The following is a 23,590-nucleotide window of genomic DNA, read 5'->3' as shown; positions in this document are numbered from 1 at the left end:
ATAATATAGGTTACTAATGATTTCACTTGTTTGTCATTCACAACACATTCTAATCATGGTTGTAGCGCATTTACACACTCATCTACGCATGATGTTGCCACACATGATGCATATCATTACTTTATCACGTGCTTTTTTGGATTTTAAAAAACCTTCAAAGTTCATATTCCATGAATTTTGAAGGTTATCCGTAAAGGTGAAATCATATATTTCAACTTCAGTTGCTAGATTCATAGCAATCGAGTAGCTTAGAAGTTTTTAGGGTCAACATATGGATGTACTTTATTAGCAGCGATTTCTTCTAAAGCACGTCCAACTGTTTTTTTGCTCGTATAGTCATTTAATAATAAATGTTCTGGATCCGCTTGAATTTCACGTGCACGCTTTGCAGCTGTCGTTGCAATTAAATATTTAGAGCTAATCTTATCTTGTAATTGATGAATAGGTGGATATAACATTATTTTTTGGCCTCCAATAACATTTTTCGATATTTTGCTTCGATACGTTCCCGTTTTAAGTGTTCCGCTTCTACAATAGCTTGAATTCGGTCTTTCGCAAGGTCAACCTCATCATTCACTACGACATAATCATAAAGATTCATCATTTCAACTTCTTTACGTGCCTCATTGACGCGACTTTGAATTTTTTCTTCTGATTCCGTTCCACGTCCAACTAATCGTTCTCTTAAATGGTCAAGACTTGGCGGTGCTAAGAAGATAAATAAAGCATCCGGAAACTTTTTGCGCACTTGTTTTGCCCCTTCAACTTCAATTTCTAAAAAGACATCATGACCGGCATTCATCGTATCTCTTACATATTGAACTGGCGTTCCGTAGTAGTTCCCTACATATTCAGCATATTCGATAAATGCATCGTCTTCTATTAATTTTTCAAACTCATCCCTTGTTTTGAAAAAATAATCCACGCCATCTACTTCACCTACACGCATCTCACGTGTTGTCATTGAAATTGAATATTTATAAGATGTCGTTGGATCATCAAAAATCCGCTTTCGAACTGTGCCCTTTCCTACACCAGAAGGGCCTGAGAGTACTATAAGTAAGCCTTTTTCAGTATCCATTCCTTACGACCTTTCCTTCGCTATTCTATAGTTATTAACATATCTTACCATAATTATAATTCTATTGTATAGAGCTTACCTACAGAAATGTTTAATCTGCATTACACGCATGTGCATGTTATAATGAATCAATGAATTTTAGTAAAGGTGGCACATAATTATGGCATTTGATGGACTTTTTACACGTAAAATGGTTGAATCTCTTCAATTTTTAGTCTCTGGACGTATTCATAAAATTAACCAACCCGAAAATGACACGATTATTATGGTCGTACGACAACATCGTCAAAACCATCAATTGTTGTTATCCATTCACCCTAATTTTGCACGTATACATTTAACGGAAAAGAAATATAATAATCCTTTTGAACCACCGATGTTTGCGCGTGTTTTCCGTAAACATCTTGAAGGTGGCATTATTCAATCCATCCGCCAAATTGGCAATGATAGACGCATAGAAATCGATATTATGAGTAAAGATGAAATAGGCGATACCATTTATCGCACAGTCATTTTGGAAATAATGGGAAAACATAGTAACCTCATCCTCGTGAACGAAGAACGAAAAATTATTGAAGGGTTTAAGCATTTAACACCCAATACAAATCAATATCGTACTGTAATGCCTGGATTCGCTTATGAAGCACCACCATCACAAAATAAACAGAATCCGTTTACGTTTAAAGGTGAAGAAGTATTACGATTTATCGATTTCAATGCTGGGAAAATTGACCGTCAGCTTTTACACACTTTCGAAGGATTTTCTCCGTTAATTACGAAAGAAATTACAAGTCGCAGGCAGTTTATGACACCTCAAACATTGCCCGTAGCATTTGATGAAGTACTTAAAGACATCGATCACACTCTTACACCTGTATTTCATAAAAACCATGAAACGGGTAAAGAAGACTTTTATTTTATGACATTAACGCAGTTTTATGATGACCAAGTCGTCTTTGATTCTTTACACGAATTGTTAGATCGATTTTATGATGCTCGAGGTGAACGCGAACGTGTCAAACAACGTGCGAATGACTTAGTCAAACTCGTTCACCAACTGTTACAGAAAAATTCAAATAAACTCAGTAAGCTCGTTGACGAATTAGAAGGAACATTAAATAAAGATGAACAACAACTTTATGGTGAATTGATTACAGCGAATATTTATCAATTAAAACCCGGCGATACGTCTCTAACGACGATTAATTATTATACCGGTGAAGAAGTTACCATTTCACTAAATCCAATGAAATCTCCAGCTGAAAATGCACAGTTTTATTACAAACAATACAATCGCCTTAAAACACGTGAGCGCGAATTAAAACACCAAATTGATCTTACAAAATTAAACATTGCTTATTTTGAAAACATTGAACAACAACTTGCACATATTACTGTGGATGAAATTGATGATATTCGTGAAGAATTAGCTGAACAAGGGTTTGTAAAGCAACGCAAACAAAAGAAAACTAAAAAAAGCAAACAAATAACATTACAAACATATATTTCATCTGATGGTGACACGATACAGGTTGGGAAAAATAATAAACAAAATGACTATCTAACAAATAAATTAGCGAAAAAGTCTCATCTTTGGTTTCATACAAAAGACATTCCAGGTAGTCATGTCGTTATACTGGCAGATGAGCCCTCAAATCAAACGATCGAAGAAGCAGCAATGATTGCAGCTTATTTCTCTAAAGCTGGGCAATCTGGGCAAATTCCAGTGGATTATACTGAAATTCGTCACGTCCATAAGCCAAGTGGTGCTAAACCTGGGTTTGTCACGTATGATAATCAAAAAACATTATTTGCAACGCCCGACTTTGATAAAATTACAGCTTTGAAAAAACACGAGAATCATAAAAATTAATACATGATTAAAAGGGCTGCGCTTATCAGACCTGTTAATTAAAAATAAGCTAACAAAATTCCTTTATACATGAACTTTGTTAGCTATTATTTATCTATATAAATCGATTTCGTCTTAGTGATGGACACTATGATGCATTGTGATTAATCCCTTAGCCGAGACTTCTGAGGCATTGAGTCGCTACCGAAAATCCATTTTGAGGTAAGGCGCCTAGAAAAGCGAGGCGTTAGGGACAATCATAGGTTTAATGATCTATGTCCCAAACCTATTATATGATGAAATTAATTGATTTAATTATTCTATAATGTGACCACCACAGCTAGGTGGTTCTTTAGAGACGTGTTAGAATTTTAAATTTTATTTCTTTGATTCAGGTAATGCGAGTTGGAATTTGACGCCAAATTTATCTTGAATCCAGGCAAATTCACGGTATTGAGGTTGCATTTCCGTTTTTGGCATCAATATTGCACCGCCATCTTTCAAACCATTGTAAAGTACATCCATTTGATATTGATCTTTAACAGTAACAAATAATGACATCGCCGGATTCATTTCAATATCTGTTCCATTCATATTATCTATAGCCATAAAGACTTGACCATTAAGTTTAAAAATCGTGTGTTGCACTTTACCAGCGTAATCAGGTGTGGTTTCATCATATTTCACCATCGTGATAATTTCACTATCGTCAAACAAAGACGTATACAAATGTACTGCTTCTTCAGCATCACCATTAAACATTAAAAACGTCGTAATTTTAGGTATTTTCATTACGTAAGTCCTCCTTGATGTGGTTGAGACTTATGTCACATGCCACCAAATTATAATATGAGTAGACGCACAATGTGAAACGAGGCACCGTACGCCCATATCCAGATTCTTTTTAACTTTCACTTATGTATATAACCCGTTACAATGGAATTAAATCATGAATGGAGGAAAATCAAGATGATAAGTATAAATTTAGTGATACCTATTCTTGTCCTTTTAGTTATTATGCTTATAGGTTATGCTTTTGCACGTTGGTTCTTAAGATAAAGTTTATGGGTAAAAGCGATGCGTAAAATTGACTTATAAGCACTATAACCTAAAAATGCACATCAAAGGTATGTCATTGATGTGCACCTGTATACGGTAGGATAAAATATTTTTCAATAGAAAGGGTGACGTCCTTTCGTCACCCTTATGTTTATACGATGATTACCCCTTCAAATGCTACTTAAGGATGAATTTGAAAGGGGTTTGCTTATTACTTAAGAAATGCTCCCGCGATTTTTAATAGATGATGTGAAGCATCCATAATCTAGTTATCTCCTCATTACAACGTGTTACGCCACTGAATTAAACCCTCTACATCTTGTTTAGAAATCTTGCCACGCTCAACTGCTACGTCTACAAGTTCATCAAAATGACTTAAAGTGTAGAAAGGAACTTGTGCTTGTTTAAATTGTTCATCCGCTTTACGTAAGCCATAGGTAAATATAGCAACGACGCCTAAAACGTCGGCCCCCGCTTCACGTAATGCTTCTACTGCAGTAATGGATGAGCCACCTGTCGAAATCAAATCTTCTATCACAACTACTTTTTTACCTTCACTTAATGCACCTTCAATTTGATTTTGTTTTCCATGACTTTTACTCTTTGATCGTACGTAGCTCATTGGTAAATTCATTTTATCTGAAATAAATGCTGCATGTGGGATACCAGCTGTAGCTGTACCAGAAATGATATCTACTTTTTCAAAATGGTTTTGAATTAACTCGATTAAGCCATCTCGAATCGCTTCACGTACATTTGGATAACCTAACGTGACACGGTTATCACAATAAATTGGTGATTGAATTCCAGAACTCCATGTAAACATGTCATTAGGTGATAAGGAAACTGCTTCTATATCAAGTAATGCTTGTGCAATGTGTTTCGCCATTAGTTTAACCAACTTTCTTTAATTTGATGATATGCTTTGACAGGATCTGTGCTTTTTGTGATTGGACGTCCGACAACGATATGTGTAGCACCAAGGTGTTTAGCTTCTTCAGGTGTCGTCACACGTTTTTGATCGTTCACATCACTATGTTTCGGACGTATACCAGGTGTGACTTTTAAGAAATTGTCACCACAGTGCGCTTTAATCAACGCCGTTTCAAATGGAGAGCACACGACACCATCTAAACCTGAACGTTGCGCCAGTTTAGCATAGTTAAGCACTGCTTCTTCCATCGTTGTATGAATATTTTGTTCATGATGCAACATCTCTTCAGTTGTAGAAGTTAGTTGTGTAACTGCAATGATTTTAATGTTAGGATTATGCGTTTTTAATCCTTCTACTGCACGTGTCATCATTTCAGTGCCTCCAGCAGCATGCACATTGACAAGGTCTACCTCTAATTTCGCAAGCCCTGCCATCGCTTTGCCAACTGTATTTGGAATATCATGGAGTTTTAAATCTAAAAAAATATCATGTCCTAATTGCTTAATATCTTTAATCAATGAAGGTCCTGTTTGATAAAACAATTCCATTCCAACTTTGACAAACAGTGGCTCATTAAATTGTTTTAAAAATTGAATGACTTCTGTATGTGATGCAAAATCAAGTGCAATAATTGGAGTATTCTTCATTATTTTACAACCCTTTCTGCGTACGTCCTTTCAGTTCATGAATATGATGCACACCAAGGTCATCTAATAAATTTGGTAAGGCATCTATAATTTCTTTACAAACACATGGATTTTGGAAGTTAGCTGTTCCTACAGCAATGGCATCCGCACCGACTGAAATATAGTCAATCACGTCTTGCGCATTTTGAATGCCACCCATCGCTATAATAGGAATCGTTGGCATAGCTTTACGAACCTCATACACCATACGTAAGGCAACAGGCTTAATTGCTGGACCACTCAAGCCACCAATAACATTACTAATAATCGGACGCCCTGTTTTATGATCAATGCGTATGCCTACGAGCGTGTTAATCATTGTTAAGCCGTCTGCATATTGACCAATCGCTTTTGCCATATCTACAATATTCGTCACATTAGGAGATAATTTAACATACACGGGCACTTCTGACACCGCTTTTACTTTTCGAGTTAATGAAGCAGCTACTTCAGGATCAACGCCAAACTGCATACCGCCTTCTTTAACATTTGGACACGAAATATTTAATTCAAGTGCTTTGACATTCGGTGCTTTAGAAATATGACTTGCTACATATACATAATCTTCTTCAGTAGAACCCGCGACATTTGCGATAATTGGTACATCATACGCTTCTAATGCTTTTAATTCATGCTCTAAAATATGGTGTACACCTGGATTTTGTAGCCCTATTGCATTAATCATTCCACTATCTGTTTCAGCAACACGTGGCGTTTCATTGCCAAAGCGTGCTTCTTTCGTAGCCGCTTTAATCATAATGGCACCGAGATCTGATAGAGAATAAAACTGACTGTACTCTGCACCAAATGCGAAACATCCACTTGCTGGCATGACTGGATTTTTTAAAGTTAGTCCAGGTATCTCAACTGTTAATCGGCTCATAAAACTACCGCTCCTTTTTCAAAAACTGGCCCGTCCGTACACACTTTTACATAGTCAGTGGCGCTATCGGGCACGTGGCATACACAAGCAAAACATGCACCGATGCCACATCCCATGCGTTCTTCTAGAGAAATATATCCTGGAACATCTTTAAGAGTGTACAACTCCGTTAAAGCCTTTAACATCGGTTTAGGGCCACACATGTAGTAAATATCATAATCAACTGGTAACGTATCAATCACATTGGTAACAAAACCCTTTTTACCTAAGCTACCATCTTCAGTAACGATATGCGTTTCACCGAGTGCTTCAAATTGTGATTGGTAAAACACATCTTTTTTTGAGCGAAATCCTAATACATGAACCGTTTCAATTCCCTTCAGATTGAGTTGTTTTGAAAGCTCATATAACGGGGGCACCCCGATACCGCCCCCTACTAGTAAAGCTTTCTTTTTTGCTTTTTCAACTGGAAAACCATTTCCTAACGGCGCAATGATATCGATAGGATCGCCGGCCTTTAATGCCGCAATTTTTTGCGTCCCTTCCCCTTCAGCTCTAAACAACATCGTAAACGTGTTTTTTTGGCTGTCAATGTTACAAATGGAAATAGGTCTTCTCAACATGTGTAGTGATCCTTGACCTGTTTTAATATGCACAAATTGACCAGGTTGTTTTAATTTAGAAACACTTGGACCACTCACTTTTAATTCATAAATGCAATCTGCAATTGCTTCATTAGAAAGTACTGTTAATTTATCCACTACAACGCCCCCTACATGTTTCGCATTGAAAATGTCATACTTTCAATCACGTTTGTTAATGCATTTGCTGTGTCTAAAGATGTTAAACATGGCACCCCATTTTCAACAGATGTGCGTCTAATTTGGAATCCATCACGCTCTATCGTTTTACCTTTCGTCATTGTATTAATGACAAGTTGTACGTCGCCATCTTGAATCTTGTGAAGTAAATCGTCATGACCGCCTATTTTACCTACCGTTTCCACTTGAATACCATGGTCAGCTAGTATTTGAGCTGTCCCCTTCGTCGCAATGATTTTGTAACCTACTTCATTTAAACGTGTTGCGATTTTGACCATCTCTTGTTTATCTTTATCACTCACAGTTATTAAAACCGTTCCATAATCTTTGACTTCCATCCCAGCTGCTGTTAATCCTTTGAATAGTGCCTTTTCTAATGTAAGGTCACGTCCCATGACTTCACCTGTTGATTTCATTTCAGGTCCAAGTGTAATATCAACATTTTTTAATTTGTTAAAACTAAACACCGGTGCTTTCACAAATACGCCTTCTTTATATGGTTGAATCCCTTGCTTAAAGCCCATGTCTGTTAATTTTTCTCCCATAATTGCACGCATGGCAAGTTGCGCCATCTGTATTTCTGTTATTTTACTTAAAAATGGTGCCGTACGACTCGAACGTGGGTTAACTTCTAACACGTATACCCCATCATGTGCTAACACGAACTGGATATTAATCAACCCGATAACATTTAAGCCTTTCGCAAGCTTAACTGTGTATGCTTCTAAAGTGTCGATGTCTTCTTGGCTTAATGTTTGTGGTGGATACACTGCGATTGAATCTCCTGAATGTACCCCTGCTCGTTCGATATGTTCCATGATGCCAGGAATAATCACCGTTTCACCATCACAAATCGCATCGACTTCGATTTCTTTACCAGTGAGATAACGATCGACTAATACTGGATGTTCTGGACTTGCTTTAACCGCTTCATTCATATAATTTTCAAGCTCAGCGTCATTATATACAATTTCCATCGCACGTCCCCCTAAGACATAGGATGGGCGTACAACAACGGGATAACCGATGTCTCGTGCATTATCCAGTGCTTCTGTTGCTGATGTTGCTGTTTTTCCTTTAGGTTGAGGGACATTAATTTGATTTAATAATGCCTCAAATTCTTTTCGGTCTTCCGCACGGTTTAAATCTTCAAGCGTCGTTCCTAGGATGTGAACACCATGTTTAACAAGTTTATCTGCAAGATTAATCGCAGTTTGTCCACCAAATTGAACAACGACCCCTTTAGGCTGTTCTAGGTTAATGATGTTCATCACATCTTCTTCAGTGAGTGGTTCAAAATACAATTTATCTGAGATAGAGAAGTCAGTTGATACGGTTTCAGGGTTGTTATTGACAATGATTGCTTCGTAACCTGCATTTTGAATCGCCCATACGGCATGAACCGTCGCATAATCAAATTCAACCCCTTGCCCAATCCGAATTGGACCTGAGCCTAAGACGATAATTTTTTCTTTATCGCTGACGATAGACTCATTTTCCTCTTCATATGTGCCATAAAAGTAAGGTGTTGCAGATTCAAATTCAGCTGCACACGTATCTACCATTTTGTATACTGGGTAGATGTTGTGTTGTTGTCTTAATTGATAAACTTCTTGCTCTGTCATTTCAAAACGATGCGCAATCACACGATCGCTAAATCCGAAGCGTTTCGCAAATTTCAGGTAATCAATATCCCCTTTATTTGCTTTTAATGCGTGTTCCATGTCGATAATGTTTTTAAATTTATTTAAGAAGAAGTAGTCGATTTTTGTCATCTCATGAATCTCTTCTAAAGAAGTCCCACGTCGAATTGCTTCACCGATAAAGAATAAACGTTCGTCATCTTGTGCTTGAATGCGCGCTTTAATGTAATCTAAGTCAAAGGATTCTCCATTTGGCAACCCTAAATGGTGTACGCCATACTCCAAAGAGCGAATTGCTTTAAGCAATGATTCTTCATACGTACGACCAATCGACATCACTTCACCAGTTGCTTTCATTTGCGTACCTAATTCGCGTTCACCTTTCTCAAATTTATCAAATGGAAATCGCGGAATTTTAGAAACAACATAGTCCAAAGCAGGTTCAAATGCAGCATACGATGTGCCAGTAACAGGGTTTTTCATTTCATCTAAAGTTAGACCGATCGCAATTTTGGCAGCCAATTTAGCTATAGGATAACCCGTAGCTTTTGAGGCCAATGCCGATGAACGTGACACGCGTGGGTTCACTTCAATGATGTAGTATTTCATCGAGTGAGGATCTAGCGCAAGTTGGACGTTACATCCCCCTTCAATACCTAAAGCACGGATGACTTTTAACGAGACGTCACGCAACATTTGATATTCAACATCGGATAATGTTTGACTCGGTGCTACGACAACTGAATCCCCTGTATGGATACCAACAGGATCAATGTTTTCCATATTACATACGACAATCGCATTATCATTTTTGTCGCGCATCACTTCATACTCAATCTCTTTATATCCAGCTATTGATTTTTCAATTAAACATTGTGTAGCCGGACTGTATTTTAATCCGTTAGACACAACTTCTTTGAGCTCATCATCATTGTGGCAAATACCACCACCTGTACCGCCCATCGTAAAAGCTGGTCTTACGATTAATGGATAACCTACTTGTTCCTTAAATTGAAAGGCTTGTTCTAACGTATTGACAATATCACTTTCAGGTACAGGAACATCTAATTCATTCATTAAAGTGCGAAAACGTTCACGGTCTTCAGCGCGTTCTATTGAATCGAGTTCTGTCCCAAGTAACTTCACATTATTGGAAGCGAGTACGCCACTATTGTGAAGTTCAATCGCCATATTCAAACCTGTTTGTCCACCTAAAGTTGGCAATAATGCGTCAGGTTGTTCTTTACGAATGATGCGTGCGATAAAATCATGCGTAAGTGGTTCAATATAAACTTTATCGGCAATTTCTTTATCAGTCATAATCGTCGCTGGATTCGAATTGACTAAAATAACACGGTACCCTTCTTCTTTTAGAGCCAGACACGCCTGAGTTCCGGCATAATCAAATTCTGCTGCTTGCCCAATAATGATTGGTCCTGAACCAATGACTAAGATGGATTGAATATCATTTCTTTTTGGCATTATGAACGCACCCCTTCTTTTTGATGGTCTAGCATTAACGTGATAAATTGATCAAATAAATAGTTAGAATCTGTAGGACCTGGACATGCTTCAGGATGGTACTGCACTGAAAATGCTGGCGCTGTCTTATGACGTAATCCTTCCACAGTACCATCATTTAGCGCAATATGGGTCACTTCTAAATCGGTAGCTTTAATCGATGCAGCATCAATCGCATATCCATGGTTTTGACTCGTCAACGCGATTTTTCCAGTGCGTAAATCTTTAACAGGATGATTGGCACCACGATGTCCAAATTTCATTTTGAAAGATGTTGCACCTTGAGAGAGTGCAAACAGTTGATGTCCTAAGCAAATGCCAAAAAATGGAATTTTCCCTAGTATGCCTTGAATCATCTCAATCGCAACATGTACATCTTCAGGATCTCCAGGCCCATTTGATAGCATGACACCATCAGGAGACATGTTTAAAATCGCTTCTGCACTTGTATCATAAGGGACAACCGTGACTTCACATCCGCGAGCATTGAGTTCACGCACAATATTTTGTTTTTTACCAAAGTCTACAAGGACAACATGTAAGTTGAATCCCGTAGAGACATATGGTGTTTTCGTTGAAACTGTTGGCACTTCAGTACGTGGAAATTCAATTGTTTTTAATGTTTGTATCGTCGTATCTATGTCATTTTTATGATCAACAAATGCAGCTTTAAGTACGCCATGTTGACGAATTTTTTTCGTAATACTGCGTGTATCTACACCGCTGATTCCTGGAATATTGAATGTTTTTAATACTTCATCTAAAGATTTTTGAGCACGGAAATTACTAGGTGTTGAACATGCTTCTTTAACTACAACACCATTAAGTGTCGGTACTAACGATTCAAAATCCTCACGATTAATGCCGTAATTTCCAATTAATGGATACGTAAATGTTATGATTTGACCTGTATAAGAAGGATCAGAAATCGTTTCTTGATAGCCTGTCATCGCTGTATTGAAAACAATTTCCCCTCTTGTTAATGCATCAGAACCTAATTTAAAACCTGTATATACCGTTCCATCTTCAAGTACCAGATAACGTTTCTCAAACATTATTTTTCCCCCTTATAACGAATCTCTCCATCAACCATCGTGAATAAAGTTTTACCATACACACGCTCTCCTAAAAATGGTGTGTTAGAAGATTTAGATAAAAAGTCTTCCGCTTTAATGTCATATGCTACATCTAAATCAATGAGTGTTAAGTCTGCAGGCGCGCCTTCTTCAAGTTTGCCAAACGGTAAGTCAAATAATTTAGCAGGTTTAATTGTGATATAGTCTACTAATTGTTGTAATGACCATTTCCCTGTTTTAACAAAGTGTGTATATAGAAGTGGGAAAGCCGTTTCACTTCCTACAATTCCAAAAGGTGCACGCGTCATCGGTTGATCTTTTTCATCAGCAGCATGCGGTGCATGATCAGTCGCAATGATGTCAATTGTGCCATCTAATAAACCATCAATCAGTGCTTGGCGATCTTCGGTACTTCTTAGAGGCGGATTCATTTTATAAATGGCGTTATCTCCAGGCACATCGTCTTCTGATAATAATAAATGATGTGGTGTAACTTCAGCTGTCACTGGTATACCTGCTTTTTTGGCATCGCGTATCACGCGTACACTTTCTTTAGTTGATACGTGACAGACGTGATAATGGCAACCTGTTGCTTCACTTAAGAGTACATCACGTGCAATTTGTACTGCCTCACAAATGCTAGGAATTCCAGGAATACCCAATGCTTTACTACGTTCACCCTCATGCATCGCGCCACCATAAATCAAACTATTATCTTCACAATGTGCGACAATGGCTTTATTCACAGCTTGTGCTTGTTGCATCGCTTCATACATTTTAGCCGCTTCTTGAACACCGACACCATCATCTGTAAATGCAAATGTTCCTTCATTGGCTAACGCCTTAAAATCAACATGCGTTTTACCTGCCTGACGCTCTGTAATGGCCGCATAAGGTAATACACGTACGTGGGCATTTTCATCAATTAAGTGATGTAACCTTTGCATATGTTCTACTGAATCTGGAACAGGTTTTGTGTTTGGCATAGGACAAATTGTCGTAAATCCGCCACGCGCTGCAGCAAGTGTGCCTGTCTCAATTGTTTCTTTATGCTCACCACCTGGCTCTCTTAAATGCACATGCACATCAATAAAACCAGCTGATAAGAAATGCCCCTGAGCGTCAATCTGGTCCATTTCAGCTTGAGGTTCAATTTTATCTGCGATGGCTTTAATTTTTCCTGCTTCAACTAACACATCTACACGTTTTAATGTCCCTGCTTCTAACATCTTTGCATTTTGAATTAAGATCATTTCAATCTCTCCCTTATCGAATCGTTTCCGTTAATACTGCCATTCTTAAATACACACCGTTTTGCATTTGCTTAAAAATTCTAGACTTTGGCGCTTCTACTAACGCATCAGCAATCTCTACATTGCGATTAACTGGCGCGGGATGCATTATAATAGCATCCTCTTTTAACCTGTTGTACCGTGCTTCATTTAACCCGTATTGCGCGTGATATGCTTTTGCATCAAACGTGATGTCGCCTTCATCATGACGTTCATGTTGTACACGGAGCAACATGACAATATCGACCTTATCAATCACATCATCTAAATCTACATACGTTCCTCCCATCGTCTCATCTTGCCAAATGTCAGGACTTGAAAACACAACGTTTGCCCCTAAAGCTGTTAAACTTTGATAATTACTACGTGCAACCCGTGAGTTTTTAATGTCACCACAAATGACGATATTAAGCGCTTCAAAACGTCCAAACGCTTCGTAAATCGTCATTAAATCCAGTAAGCTTTGCGTCGGATGTTGTCCACTACCATCACCAGCGTTAATAATCGGTATACCCATATGTAACAATTCGTCATAATAGTTGTTCTCATGATGACGGATAACGAGCGCGTCACACCCTATACTTTGTAACGTTCGACATGTATCATATAGGGATTCTCCTTTTTGCACAGATGACGTCGCTATTTCAAAATTGATTTGTTTCATCTCTAGACGATGTTCTGCCATTTCAAAACTGCATTTTGTACGTGTTGAATTCTCGAAAAACAAATTAGCAATATATTTCCCTTTTAAACTTGGTCTGACTTCTCCATGTTTATATTGTGAAGCGACTTCTATAAGGTGTTTAATGTCTTCAGTTGATAACTTTTCCATTGAAACTAAATGTTGCATCATATGTCCTCCTTTGAATGTGTCTAACGTTTTGGTAGTAAGAGATTTAAAACGATTCCTGCTGTTGCTGATAATGCCATACCTTCGATTGTCAACTTAACACCTAAATCTGATAAGTTAAGCATCATATTACCAATACCAATCACTAAAATGACTGACGCAATGACTAAATTTCGGTTTTGCGCAAAATCCACCTGACTTTCAACAATCATTCGTAAGCCACTCGCTGCAATTGTTCCGAAAAGCAGAATGGATACACCACCCATAACAGGTGTTGGGATAGATGAAATCAATGCTGTAAATTTTCCAACAAATCCAAGCATGATGGCAATCACAGCAGCCCCTGCGATTACATAAATGCTATAGATTTTTGTAATTGCTAGTACCCCAATGTTTTCACCATACGTCGTACTTGGTGGTCCACCAATGATGCTCGAAAACATTGTGGACACCCCGTCACCGATGATTGACCGATGTAAACCTGGATCTTCAAAGAAATTACGACCTACTATTTTGTTAATCACCATTTGATGCCCAATATGCTCACTTACAGTGACGAATACAATGGGTAACATCACTGCTATTAAGCCGAGGTGTATAGAAGGTTGATAATCTGCAAACGGTATGTAAATATCCGGAAATTGTAACCATGCTGCGTCTTGAACTTTGCTAAAATCCACTATGCCGAAAATAATTGCTGCAATGTAGCCAACAATGATACCGATAAGCACCGGGATAAGTGAGAAAAATCCTTTTGCAAAGCCTTGTACAATCAATGTGACAAATAATGTAATTGCTGCTACAGCGACATACGTTAAGTTATATCCTTTCATATCCCCTGAGTTTTCAAACATTGCCATATTCACTGCAGTAGGTGCAAGACTTAATCCAATAACCATAATGACAGGACCGACAACGACAGGTGGTAAGATGTTCATGAGCCAGTTCGTACCGCTTAATTTAATAGCAATACCGATAATGACATACATGACCCCACTCATAAATAAAGCAACTAACATATCGCCTAAACTATTTGTACTCAAACCAGTAATGATGGGTGTGATAAAGGCAAAGCTTGATCCTAAATACGCGGGTATTTTCCCTTTAGTAATTAAGATATAAAGGAGCGTTCCCACCCCCGATGCGAGTAACGCCGAGGATACTGGTAGCCCTGTTAAGAAAGGCACGAGTACTGTCGCACCAAACATCGCAAATAAATGCTGTATGCTTAAAAAAGCCCATTGTGCTGGTTTTGGTTTTTCATGTACATCTAAAACGGGTTGTACTGTACGTTTAAACATTTCTTCATTTTGCATTTTGATATCTCCTTTTATAAAAAAAATCTCTTAACTTTATTCAGTTAAGAGACATGGGTAATCAAAATGATATAGTGATGCCGATGAAGGTGTAGCGACATGCATCCTATGAATCATTTTGAGGGTACCTTTGTCAGTCTCTCGTACTGAATTAAAAGGTGGTTATTGAATTATGACGGCGTTACGATCATCTACTTCGGACAAGAACACTTCAACAGATTCTTCATGTGATGTCGGTATATTTTTACCTACAAAATCTGCGCGGATGGGTAACTCTCGGTGACCACGATCCACGAGTGTTGCGAGACCTATTTTTTTGGGACGTCGATGTAATAAAATAGCATCTAATGATGCACGTACTGTGCGTCCAGTGTACAGTACATCGTCAACAATAATGACGATGCGATCATTTAAATCTATATCTATGTCGAAAGATTGCGCTAACGCCACATCGCGCATTTCGACATCATCACGAAATTGGGTAATGTCAATTGTTCCCGTTGGTACAGAAACATTTTCTATTTGTTGTATCTTTTGTTGGATACGCTTTGCCAAAAATTCACCACGTGTCTTAATCCCTAACAAAGCCAAATTTTCAGAACCCTTATTATATTCCAGAATTTCATGTGCAATGCGTGTCAATGTACGGTTAATTGCTGATTCATCTAAAATAATACGTTCTGCCATAGTTCACATTCCTTTCGAAAGGCATGATTGATTTGATTTCATATTAATGAGCTATGATTGAGACATAAAAAACTCATGTCTGTAATAAGACATGAGTGAATATGTTAAAGTAACGACTCATTTTATTTTGCTTCACAGAACAAAACAAAACGCGCCTACATTAATGTATACGTTTCATGTCTTTCAAGCCTCACGGGACTCATATTTAAAGACTTCATTTATTTACTGTAAACCATCATAACGTTTTTAGACGCAATTGTCAAAGTGAGAATCGTAACATTTTACGTTTTAAGTTACATCTTCTTGACGTATTGCTTCAATAAGTGCTTCAAACGCTTCAGGAAGCGGTGCACTACGTTCAATATACTCACCTGTACGTGGGTGTGTAAATCCAATTAACCCAGCATGCAACGCTTGTCCACCAATATCTCGTGTTTTTTTCGGTCCATACTTTGGATCCCCAACAAGTGGAAAACCAATATATTTCATGTGCACACGAATTTGGTGTGTGCGTCCAGTTTCAAGCTGACATTCTACCAGTGTATAATTTTTAAAGTTTTCGATCACATTAAAATGCGTAATGGCTTCTTTACCATTATCAACCACATCCATGGATTGACGATCATTCTGATTACGACCAATGGGAGCCTCGATAGTACCGAATTCATGTGGGATGTGACCATGAACAAGTGCGGTATATTTTCGCGTCACGGTTTTCGCCATTAATTGCTCAACAAGGTGACGGTGTGCCACATCATTTTTTGCAACCATTAATAATCCTGACGTATCCTTATCGATACGATGCACAATGCCCGGGCGAATTTCGCCATTAATTCCAGATAAATCTTTTATTTGATACATTAATCCGTTGACTAAAGTACCGGAGTAATGACCCGCAGATGGATGCACAACCATGCCTTTGGGTTTGTATACAATCGCGACATCTTCATCTTCATAATAAATGTCTAAATTTAAATTTTCTGGTTTAATATCCGCTTCAATGAGTTCTGCTTCTGTCACTTCAATGCTATCATTCAATTTCACTTTATAATTTGATTTTACAACTTTATCGTTTACCTTAACTTGACCTTCCTTAATCCAATCCTGAATTTGACTGCGAGACCACTCTTGATTGAATTGAGGTAATACTTTATCAATACGTTGTAACGCTAAAGATGCATCTTCAATTTTAAATTCATGTTTTTGCATGGTACTCACCTATCCTTTTTCACGTTGTGTCGAAAATACCAACACGATAATTAGTAAAATAACGCCGATTGTTAAGCTCGAATCTGCAATATTAAAAATCGGAAAATCATATCCAAAAATCTTCGTATCGATAAAATCTACAACTTCACCATTCAATACACGATCTATAAAATTTCCTAAAGCTCCAGCAATTAATAAACTAATTGAAAATTGCATGAGTAAGTGACCTTGCGCTTCTTTAACATAGAAATAAATGAGTGCGATTAAAATAACGACCGTTATGATATAGAAAAATGGCATATGGCCACTTAGAATACCCCAAGCAGCACCATTGTTGCGATGTGATGTTATCGCTAAAACATTTGGTATAACAGTAAACGATTCCCCAACTGTCATTTGTGCGACTATTAGCCATTTCGTCAATTGGTCAGCAATTAAGACTATAATTACTGTGAAGATGGATAAACCTAAAAAGTATTTTTTCTTCATCGTTTAAAATCCTTTCTACTTACATTCCATCATTATACCATGAAAATGTCATTTCCAATCATATACTTTAATTGTAATCACTTATTCTTGAATATGATTGCATTTATAAACACACTTACCATTATCTTCTCGATTTTTTAATATATAATAACATTGCCATTAATACTCCAAATGCATAACCTAAAACTGTTGTAACTAAAACGTCTAGAAAATTTGAAAATCCTAACATATTACCATAATAAATTTGATTAAATGTTAAGTGTTTCACCGTTTCCGCTAAAAATACGACCATAGCAAATATCAGTCCGCAAATAAAATATTTCCCCATTGTGTCACTCCCTTAATATAAAACCATTATTTAAAGATTTTGATAGTTGACGTTGATTAACGATAAAAGCGTAACACAAATAGAGACTAAAAATACTAAATAATATATTATATTACATTAATTTTACCTTAAATTTTATGTAGACATAATTCTAAAGTGTATTTACGTTTCTTTTTACATAAAAGCACACGTATATCAACCGCATTGTATCACCGCTTTCATATCACTAGGCATAACCTCTTTTGTTAAGCCAATTGGCAATGATGATGACATAAACGCACTCATATTAATCATTTAGATGTCAATACATATTAAAATAAGCATTTTTTTGAATACAGTGTGGAATGAAATAAAGCCCCCAAATTCATAACGAGATGAACTTGGAGGCAAAACACCAAACTAAATTTTATTAACATTGAAAGTATAGGTTTATATCTCACGCATGTATTATTTTAATGTTTTAACAACTTCTTGACAGCGCGGACATAATGCAGTCATTTCACCTACTGATCCTAAATCATTTGAATAGTTCCAACAACGCGCACATTGCTCTCCTTCAGCATGTTCAATCGCGATGTTCGCATATTGGTAATCTTGACCATTCGGTGACTCAACAACTTCTACTTGTGACACAATAAAGAGTTGATGTAAATCTTCAAATTGACTTAAGAATGACGTTGTGTCAAATGAAGTACTATTTCCAATCTTCACTTTCGCTTGTAATGATTTACCGATGATTTTTTCATTACGTGCTTGTTCTAATGCACGGTTAACATCATCACGTAAACTCATAAATGTCGTCCATTTTTCGATTAATTCACGATCAACATCTTGACGCTCAGGTAAATTTGATAAATGAACACTTTCTTCTGGTTGCTGTTCAATATAAGACCATACTTCATCAGCAGTATGTGGAATGATTGGTGCTAATAGTTTCGTTAAATCAATCAAGATTTCATAAAGTACCGTTTGCATACTACGGCGTTTATGCGCATCTTTAGCTTCGATATATAAAATATCTTTACCATAATCTAAATAGAAGTTACTAAGTTCTACATTGATGAAGTTTTGAACTTCTTGATAGATATCAAGATAATCAAAGTGATCAAAATGATCTAACGTGCTGTTTTTAAATTCTCTAAAACGATGTAATACGTAACGATCAACTTCTAATAAACGGTCTTCTGAAATGCTATCTGTATTTGGATTGTAATCACTCACATTACCAAGTAAGAAGCGTAACGTGTTACGAATTTTACGATATACATCAGCCACTTGTTTTAAAATCTCTTCAGAAATACGTACGTCTGCTAAATAATCCACAGATGATACCCATAAACGTGCTATGTCAGCACCTTTTTGTTTAACAATGGTATCTGGAACGATGACATTACCTAAAGATTTACTCATTTTTTTACCTTCACCGTCCATAACAAAACCGTGAGATAACAACATCTTATAAGGTGAAATACCTCGTGTTGCTACAGAAGTCGTAATTGAAGAGTTAAACCAACCACGATATTGGTCACTACCTTCTAAATACATATCTGCTGGATAACTTAACTCAGGGCGTCCTTCTAACACACCACGATGTGATGAACCAGAGTCAAACCACACGTCCATAATGTCTTCTTCTTTCGTGAATACACCATTTGGACTACCTTCATGAGTAAACCCTTCTGGTAATAAGTCTTTTGCATCACGCTCAAACCAAATATTAGAGCCGTGTTTTTCAAATAAATCTGCAACATGATTTACTGTCTCTTTAGTCATAATCGTGTCACCATTTTCAGCATAGAAAACTGGAAGCGGAACGCCCCAAACACGTTGACGCGAAATGACCCATTCACCACGGTCACGAATCATGTTGTAAATACGCGTCTTACCCCAATCTACTTTAAACATTGTGTGATCAATTGCATCTAAAATATCTTCACGTACTTTTGAAATTGAGGCAAACCATTGTGGTGTTGCACGGAAAATAACAGGTTTTTTCGTACGCCAATCATGCGGGTAACTATGTGTAATGAAGTTTAATTTGAGTAATGCACCTTTTTCAGTTAACAATTCTGTAATGTCTTTATTTGCTTTATCATAGAACATGCCCGCAAATTGACCTGCTTCTTCAGTAAACACACCTTTATCATCAACTGGACTAATCACATCCAAACCATATTTCTGACCTACGATATAGTCATCTTCACCATGACCAGGTGCTGTATGGACACAACCTGTACCAGCGTCTGTCGTAACATGTGTACCATTGATAACAAGTGACACGCGGTCAATAAATGGATGTGCTGTTTCAACGTACTCTAGCTCAGAACCTTTAAATTCTTTTTCACGAACAACCGTTTCTTTATTCCATTCTAATGCTTCTGCAACATTGTCGACTAATGCTTCTGCAATGACATATTTTTCACCATCGACATTCATTTGTACATAAGTCAATTCTGGATGTACAGAAATTGCAACATTGGCAGGTAAAGTCCAAGGCGTCGTTGTCCAAATAATAAACTTGGCATCTTCATCTACAGTGCCTTTTGCATCTTTAACTTCAAAAGCAACATAAATAGACGCTGAACGTTTATCGTGATATTCAATTTCAGCTTCAGCTAATGATGACTCACTTGATGGCGACCAATATACCGGTTTTTTACCTTTATAAATTAATCCTCTGTCAGCCATTTCACCAAACAAACGAATTTGAGCAGCTTCATATTCAGGTTTAAGTGTAATATATGGATTATTAAAGTCACCATTCACACCTAGACGTTTAAAATCTTTTTTCTGCAATTCGATTTGTTCTAATGCAAATGCTTCACATTTTTTTCTGAAGTCTGCTGTAGACATTTCTTTACGTTTAACACCTTTTTTCGTTAAGGCTTGTTCGATTGGTAAACCATGAGTATCCCAACCTGGAACAAAAGGTGTATAAAACCCTTGCATCGTTTTGTAACGTACAATAAAATCTTTTAAAATTTTATTTAACGCATGTCCCATATGTAAATTACCATTTGCATATGGTGGTCCATCATGCAAAATGAAAGGTGTATTCCCCTCATTTTTCTTTAACATTTTGTCATAAAGTTGTTTTTCTTCCCATTCTGCTTGGATTTGCGGTTCTTTATTTGGTAATCCACCACGCATAGGAAATTTCGTTTTAGGCATTAACAACGTCTCTTTATAATCCATCATTCATACACTCCTTTAAATATAAAAAGAACTCTAAGCTCAATTAAAGGGACGACTTATGCCGCGGTACCACCCTCATTAACTCAGCTTAGAGTTCTCTTATAATAAATATATTCATCAACAATGTGAGTGATACAAGAAAAGGGTCTACGTTAGGCTCTCACCAATCCTAACTCGCTGTGGTAAAACTTACTTCTCTTGCGCGTCTCCATCATTTTGTTTTTTATTTTCAGTAGATTGTTGTGCTTCAGGTTTTGCTTGTGCTTGTTGTTGCTCTTGTGCAGTAATGTCTTGCTGATGTAAATGGTGGAAGTTTTCTTCAGTCACTTGTTGTGCGTCAAGATCATAGTTAAGTAAATACTCCCAGTCATCACTTTTAAGTAAATCGAGTTGCGCTTCAACAAGCATTCTGAAACGTGAACGGAAAATTTTAGACTGACGCTTCATATCTTCAGTTTGGAATGATAAGCGACGTGCTTTTTCAATACCATCATTGACTATACGATTGGCTTCAGCATGTGCTTTTTGAACGATTGCATCATGTTCTATTTGTGCTGCAGCTTTTGTTTCATCCGCAGCGCGTTGTGCACTTACAATCGCTTCTCCTACCGACTTTTCAACATCTTTAAAAGATTGGATATGTGCATCTCTTTCTTCTAAAACTTTTTCAAGTTGTTTTTTATCTTCTTTTAAACGTTCAATTTCAGTACTTAATTGTTCCAAATATTGTTCAACTTCTGTCGGTTCAAAACCATTTTTGATACGTGTAAAAGATTTATTTTTAATTTCACTTGGGGTAAAAGCCATGTCATTTCCTCCTTTATCATACACTATTTAAATAACGTTTGATAGGTTAATCTTAATTTATCTCTTTTCGTGCGCTCACCAATGTGTATCACTTTCGCCCTACCATAACCTTGGACGGATAGTAAATCGCCTTCCTCCAGTTGAAAATCTACGGCTTCGATAAGGGTATGATTGACTTTGACACGTTTACGTTGAATGAGTGTTTGTGAAATCGTTCGTGATTTACGTATCATGTCTTTCAACACCACATCTAAACGCATCCCACTTACAGTTGTTTGGTGTGTTTGCCATTGCTCTTTAGATTTTATCATATTTTCAATTGATACAACATTAAGTTTAACTGCAGCACCTTTTATTTGTGTTAATTCCATCATAATATAAGATTTAATTTGATTTGTCAAAACGAACTGTATTCGCTCTCCTACTAATATGTCACCAATTTGGTCACGTTCAATCCCTAATGACATTAGCGTCCCTAACACGTGTTGATGTTGAAGTGTCACAAATTTTTCCGGATAGTCGATGTCGATTAAACTTACTTCAAAATCATCAGGCTCGGGTTCAAAGTAGTCAGGAGCAATAATCGCGCGCTGACGTTCACTATGAGGACCACCGAAAAAATGACAAGTCAATGATGGGAAACTCCCTACAATGACCTTTAATATATATTGATCACGTGGATCTAAAAAAGCAGTTAATATTGGACTATACTGCATATCCGCTTGTCTCGCTTTATCTGTCAACATATCTATAGTTTGACGTTCTTCAGCTCTGAAATGTTGATAAAGGTCCATAGCACCGATGCTCCTTTTTGAACTTGTGATAGTTAAAAAAGGGGTGGGACAGTTTGGATGTCCTTACCCCTTTGCGTTGATTTATAGGTTCATAATAAGCGTTCGCAAATTACGACATTTATCTTAAATATAGTTTTAATTAGAATAAGTATGTCACAATTAAACGATAAATCTCAAAAAGACCTCTTTGGAATAAATTAAGCACAATAAACGCGACGATTGGTGATAAATCAATCATCCCTAATGGTGGAATGATACGTCTAAATGGCTCTAAATACGGCTCATAGATTTTAGCCATGAATTGGCCCACTACACTTTCTCGTGCACCAGGTAACCATGACATGAAAATATAAACAATCATTCCATAGGAATAGATTCTAACTACAAATATTAAAAATTCGAATATGGTTTGTAATGTGTGTATGCTCATGGATGTCTCCCTTATTCATATTGATTTTCAATGGCATCAATGTGCTCAGAAATACTACCAGCTACTTCTACGTTGTCTGGTGTACATAGGAAAATATCAGCGCCTACGCGTTGGATATCGCCACCTATCGCATATACTGTACCACTTAAGAAGTCGATGATACGTTTTGCAGATACAGCATCAATTTGCTGCAAATTGACTAACGTTGCACGGCGATTTTTCAATTCATCAGCAATATCTTGTGTGTCAGAAAACACGCGTGGCTCAAATAAGCACATTTTAGAGCTACCATTTGAAAATGAATCTGATGTTTGTGTCATACTTACCACATTCCCTTGTTGCGTCGCAGGGTCTTTCGCAACTTGATATTTACGTTCATTATGCATAGATTTAATTCTGGATGACTGTTTTTTAGGTACGGATTGTAATGTTCTTGGTCGTTCTGTTGCATGTGTCGATGATGTATAGCGTTGATTTGAAGCTGATCCTTGATTTGTATCAACTTCTCTTAGTTTTTCTAGTTCTCGTTCACGTGCGCGTTCACGGCGTTCTTCTTCTTCTTCTTCTTCTTCGATAAAGTCGTCTTCTTCTTCCTCGATCGTGAAAAAGCCATTGAATAAATCTTTAATAGCCAATA

22 protein-coding genes are annotated in these 23,590 nt (G+C 37.2%); 1 reads left to right on the top strand and 21 read right to left on the bottom strand.

Annotated elements, in window-relative coordinates:
- Nucleotides 1–248: 248 nt before the first annotated feature.
- Nucleotides 249–458, bottom strand: coding sequence for a DNA-directed RNA polymerase subunit omega (gene rpoZ / locus CD172_RS08870; RefSeq protein WP_037564773.1), 210 nt, complete (start codon nt 456–458; stop codon nt 249–251).
- Nucleotides 458–1,081, bottom strand: coding sequence for a guanylate kinase (gene gmk, locus CD172_RS08865; protein ID WP_037564775.1), 624 nt, complete (start codon nt 1,079–1,081; stop codon nt 458–460). Before gmk ends, rpoZ begins: the two co-directional genes overlap by 1 nt.
- Before the next feature lie 160 nt (nt 1,082–1,241).
- On the opposite strand from gmk, the gene CD172_RS08860 reads away from it, so the two are divergent.
- Nucleotides 1,242–2,954 carry an Rqc2 family fibronectin-binding protein gene (locus CD172_RS08860; RefSeq protein WP_103346137.1) on the top strand — a complete coding sequence of 571 codons (1,713 nt, stop codon included), beginning with the start codon at nt 1,242–1,244 and terminating at the stop codon, nt 2,952–2,954.
- A gap of 357 nt (nt 2,955–3,311) precedes the next feature.
- On the opposite strand, the gene CD172_RS08855 is transcribed toward CD172_RS08860, so the two are convergent.
- The 19 genes from CD172_RS08855 to CD172_RS08765 form a co-directional block, all read right to left on the bottom strand.
- Nucleotides 3,312–3,725 (bottom strand): VOC family protein, encoded by a 414-nt coding sequence (locus CD172_RS08855; RefSeq protein ID WP_103346136.1) that lies wholly within the window; start codon nt 3,723–3,725, stop codon nt 3,312–3,314.
- A 547-nt stretch (nt 3,726–4,272) separates the two neighbouring features.
- Nucleotides 4,273–4,881, bottom strand: coding sequence for an orotate phosphoribosyltransferase (gene pyrE, locus CD172_RS08850; RefSeq protein ID WP_103346135.1), 609 nt, complete (start codon nt 4,879–4,881; stop codon nt 4,273–4,275).
- Complete coding sequence (gene pyrF / locus CD172_RS08845) at nt 4,881–5,573, bottom strand: orotidine-5'-phosphate decarboxylase (RefSeq protein WP_103346134.1); 693 nt, start codon at nt 5,571–5,573, stop codon at nt 4,881–4,883. Before pyrF ends, pyrE begins: the two co-directional genes overlap by 1 nt.
- Nucleotides 5,574–5,577: 4 nt before the next feature.
- Nucleotides 5,578–6,495: a dihydroorotate dehydrogenase gene (locus tag CD172_RS08840; protein ID WP_103346133.1), complete on the bottom strand. Its 918-nt coding sequence runs from the start codon at nt 6,493–6,495 to the stop codon at nt 5,578–5,580.
- Complete coding sequence (locus tag CD172_RS08835; RefSeq protein WP_103346132.1) at nt 6,492–7,256, bottom strand: dihydroorotate dehydrogenase electron transfer subunit; 765 nt, start codon at nt 7,254–7,256, stop codon at nt 6,492–6,494. Before CD172_RS08835 ends, CD172_RS08840 begins: the two co-directional genes overlap by 4 nt.
- A gap of 11 nt (nt 7,257–7,267) precedes the next feature.
- Nucleotides 7,268–10,441 (bottom strand): carbamoyl-phosphate synthase large subunit, encoded by a 3,174-nt coding sequence (gene carB, locus CD172_RS08830; protein ID WP_103346131.1) that lies wholly within the window; start codon nt 10,439–10,441, stop codon nt 7,268–7,270.
- Nucleotides 10,441–11,535 carry a carbamoyl phosphate synthase small subunit gene (locus CD172_RS08825; protein ID WP_103346130.1) on the bottom strand — a complete coding sequence of 365 codons (1,095 nt, stop codon included), beginning with the start codon at nt 11,533–11,535 and terminating at the stop codon, nt 10,441–10,443. The genes carB and CD172_RS08825 overlap by 1 nt, the downstream gene beginning before the upstream one ends.
- Entirely contained in the window at nt 11,535–12,809 is a 1,275-nt protein-coding gene (locus CD172_RS08820) for a dihydroorotase (RefSeq protein ID WP_060550864.1), read from the bottom strand. The genes CD172_RS08825 and CD172_RS08820 overlap by 1 nt, the downstream gene beginning before the upstream one ends.
- Nucleotides 12,810–12,822: 13 nt before the next feature.
- Nucleotides 12,823–13,698 (bottom strand): aspartate carbamoyltransferase catalytic subunit, encoded by an 876-nt coding sequence (locus CD172_RS08815; RefSeq protein WP_060550863.1) that lies wholly within the window; start codon nt 13,696–13,698, stop codon nt 12,823–12,825.
- Nucleotides 13,699–13,721: 23 nt separating this feature from the next.
- Nucleotides 13,722–15,014: a uracil-xanthine permease family protein gene (locus CD172_RS08810; RefSeq protein WP_037564799.1), complete on the bottom strand. Its 1,293-nt coding sequence runs from the start codon at nt 15,012–15,014 to the stop codon at nt 13,722–13,724.
- Between the two features lie 162 nt (nt 15,015–15,176).
- Nucleotides 15,177–15,701: a bifunctional pyr operon transcriptional regulator/uracil phosphoribosyltransferase PyrR gene (gene pyrR / locus CD172_RS08805; RefSeq protein WP_037564802.1), complete on the bottom strand. Its 525-nt coding sequence runs from the start codon at nt 15,699–15,701 to the stop codon at nt 15,177–15,179.
- Nucleotides 15,702–15,989: 288 nt separating this feature from the next.
- Nucleotides 15,990–16,910, bottom strand: a complete 921-nt coding sequence (locus CD172_RS08800) for an RluA family pseudouridine synthase (protein WP_060550861.1) — start codon at nt 16,908–16,910, stop codon at nt 15,990–15,992.
- Nucleotides 16,911–16,919: 9 nt separating this feature from the next.
- Nucleotides 16,920–17,399: a signal peptidase II gene (gene lspA, locus CD172_RS08795; RefSeq protein ID WP_037564804.1), complete on the bottom strand. Its 480-nt coding sequence runs from the start codon at nt 17,397–17,399 to the stop codon at nt 16,920–16,922.
- 121 nt (nt 17,400–17,520) lie between these two features.
- A complete protein-coding gene (locus tag CD172_RS08790) occupies nt 17,521–17,727 on the bottom strand; it encodes a hypothetical protein (protein WP_037564806.1) in 207 nt (68 codons plus the stop codon).
- Nucleotides 17,728–18,174: 447 nt separating this feature from the next.
- On the bottom strand, nt 18,175–20,922 hold the full coding sequence (ileS, locus tag CD172_RS08785; RefSeq protein ID WP_103346129.1) for an isoleucine--tRNA ligase: 2,748 nt from the start codon (nt 20,920–20,922) through the stop codon (nt 18,175–18,177).
- A 189-nt stretch (nt 20,923–21,111) separates the two neighbouring features.
- Nucleotides 21,112–21,729 carry a DivIVA domain-containing protein gene (locus tag CD172_RS08780; RefSeq protein ID WP_103346128.1) on the bottom strand — a complete coding sequence of 206 codons (618 nt, stop codon included), beginning with the start codon at nt 21,727–21,729 and terminating at the stop codon, nt 21,112–21,114.
- Nucleotides 21,730–21,752: 23 nt separating this feature from the next.
- Complete coding sequence (locus CD172_RS08775) at nt 21,753–22,523, bottom strand: YlmH family RNA-binding protein (RefSeq protein WP_103346127.1); 771 nt, start codon at nt 22,521–22,523, stop codon at nt 21,753–21,755.
- A gap of 139 nt (nt 22,524–22,662) precedes the next feature.
- Complete coding sequence (locus CD172_RS08770) at nt 22,663–22,953, bottom strand: YggT family protein (protein WP_060550858.1); 291 nt, start codon at nt 22,951–22,953, stop codon at nt 22,663–22,665.
- An 11-nt stretch (nt 22,954–22,964) separates the two neighbouring features.
- On the bottom strand, nt 22,965–23,588 hold the full coding sequence (locus CD172_RS08765) for a cell division protein SepF (protein ID WP_103346126.1): 624 nt from the start codon (nt 23,586–23,588) through the stop codon (nt 22,965–22,967).
- Between the last annotated feature and the right edge of the window lie 2 nt (nt 23,589–23,590).

The organism is Staphylococcus agnetis, from assembly GCF_002901865.1.
Classification (GTDB): Bacteria; Bacillota; Bacilli; order Staphylococcales; family Staphylococcaceae; genus Staphylococcus; species Staphylococcus agnetis.
Note: the sequence above shows the minus strand (reverse complement) of the source record. Positions and strands in the feature narration are given on the sequence as shown.

Excerpts from the sequence above, each read along its gene's own strand:
- rpoZ (WP_037564773.1), bottom strand. The coding sequence starts at position 458 with ATGTTATATCCACCTATTCATCAATTACAAGATAAGATTAGCTCTAAA.
- gmk (WP_037564775.1), bottom strand. The coding sequence starts at position 1,081 with ATGGATACTGAAAAAGGCTTACTTATAGTACTCTCAGGCCCTTCTGGT.
- CD172_RS08860 (WP_103346137.1), top strand. The coding sequence starts at position 1,242 with ATGGCATTTGATGGACTTTTTACACGTAAAATGGTTGAATCTCTTCAA.
- CD172_RS08855 (WP_103346136.1), bottom strand. The coding sequence starts at position 3,725 with ATGAAAATACCTAAAATTACGACGTTTTTAATGTTTAATGGTGATGCT.
- pyrE (WP_103346135.1), bottom strand. The coding sequence starts at position 4,881 with ATGGCGAAACACATTGCACAAGCATTACTTGATATAGAAGCAGTTTCC.
- pyrF (WP_103346134.1), bottom strand. The coding sequence starts at position 5,573 with ATGAAGAATACTCCAATTATTGCACTTGATTTTGCATCACATACAGAA.
- CD172_RS08840 (WP_103346133.1), bottom strand. The coding sequence starts at position 6,495 with ATGAGCCGATTAACAGTTGAGATACCTGGACTAACTTTAAAAAATCCA.
- carB (WP_103346131.1), bottom strand. The coding sequence starts at position 10,441 with ATGCCAAAAAGAAATGATATTCAATCCATCTTAGTCATTGGTTCAGGA.
- CD172_RS08825 (WP_103346130.1), bottom strand. The coding sequence starts at position 11,535 with ATGTTTGAGAAACGTTATCTGGTACTTGAAGATGGAACGGTATATACA.
- CD172_RS08820 (WP_060550864.1), bottom strand. The coding sequence starts at position 12,809 with ATGATCTTAATTCAAAATGCAAAGATGTTAGAAGCAGGGACATTAAAA.
- CD172_RS08815 (WP_060550863.1), bottom strand. The coding sequence starts at position 13,698 with ATGCAACATTTAGTTTCAATGGAAAAGTTATCAACTGAAGACATTAAA.
- CD172_RS08810 (WP_037564799.1), bottom strand. The coding sequence starts at position 15,014 with ATGCAAAATGAAGAAATGTTTAAACGTACAGTACAACCCGTTTTAGAT.
- pyrR (WP_037564802.1), bottom strand. The coding sequence starts at position 15,701 with ATGGCAGAACGTATTATTTTAGATGAATCAGCAATTAACCGTACATTG.
- CD172_RS08800 (WP_060550861.1), bottom strand. The coding sequence starts at position 16,910 with ATGCAAAAACATGAATTTAAAATTGAAGATGCATCTTTAGCGTTACAA.
- lspA (WP_037564804.1), bottom strand. The coding sequence starts at position 17,399 with ATGAAGAAAAAATACTTTTTAGGTTTATCCATCTTCACAGTAATTATA.
- CD172_RS08790 (WP_037564806.1), bottom strand. The coding sequence starts at position 17,727 with ATGGGGAAATATTTTATTTGCGGACTGATATTTGCTATGGTCGTATTT.
- ileS (WP_103346129.1), bottom strand. The coding sequence starts at position 20,922 with ATGGATTATAAAGAGACGTTGTTAATGCCTAAAACGAAATTTCCTATG.
- CD172_RS08780 (WP_103346128.1), bottom strand. The coding sequence starts at position 21,729 with ATGGCTTTTACCCCAAGTGAAATTAAAAATAAATCTTTTACACGTATC.
- CD172_RS08775 (WP_103346127.1), bottom strand. The coding sequence starts at position 22,523 with ATGGACCTTTATCAACATTTCAGAGCTGAAGAACGTCAAACTATAGAT.
- CD172_RS08770 (WP_060550858.1), bottom strand. The coding sequence starts at position 22,953 with ATGAGCATACACACATTACAAACCATATTCGAATTTTTAATATTTGTA.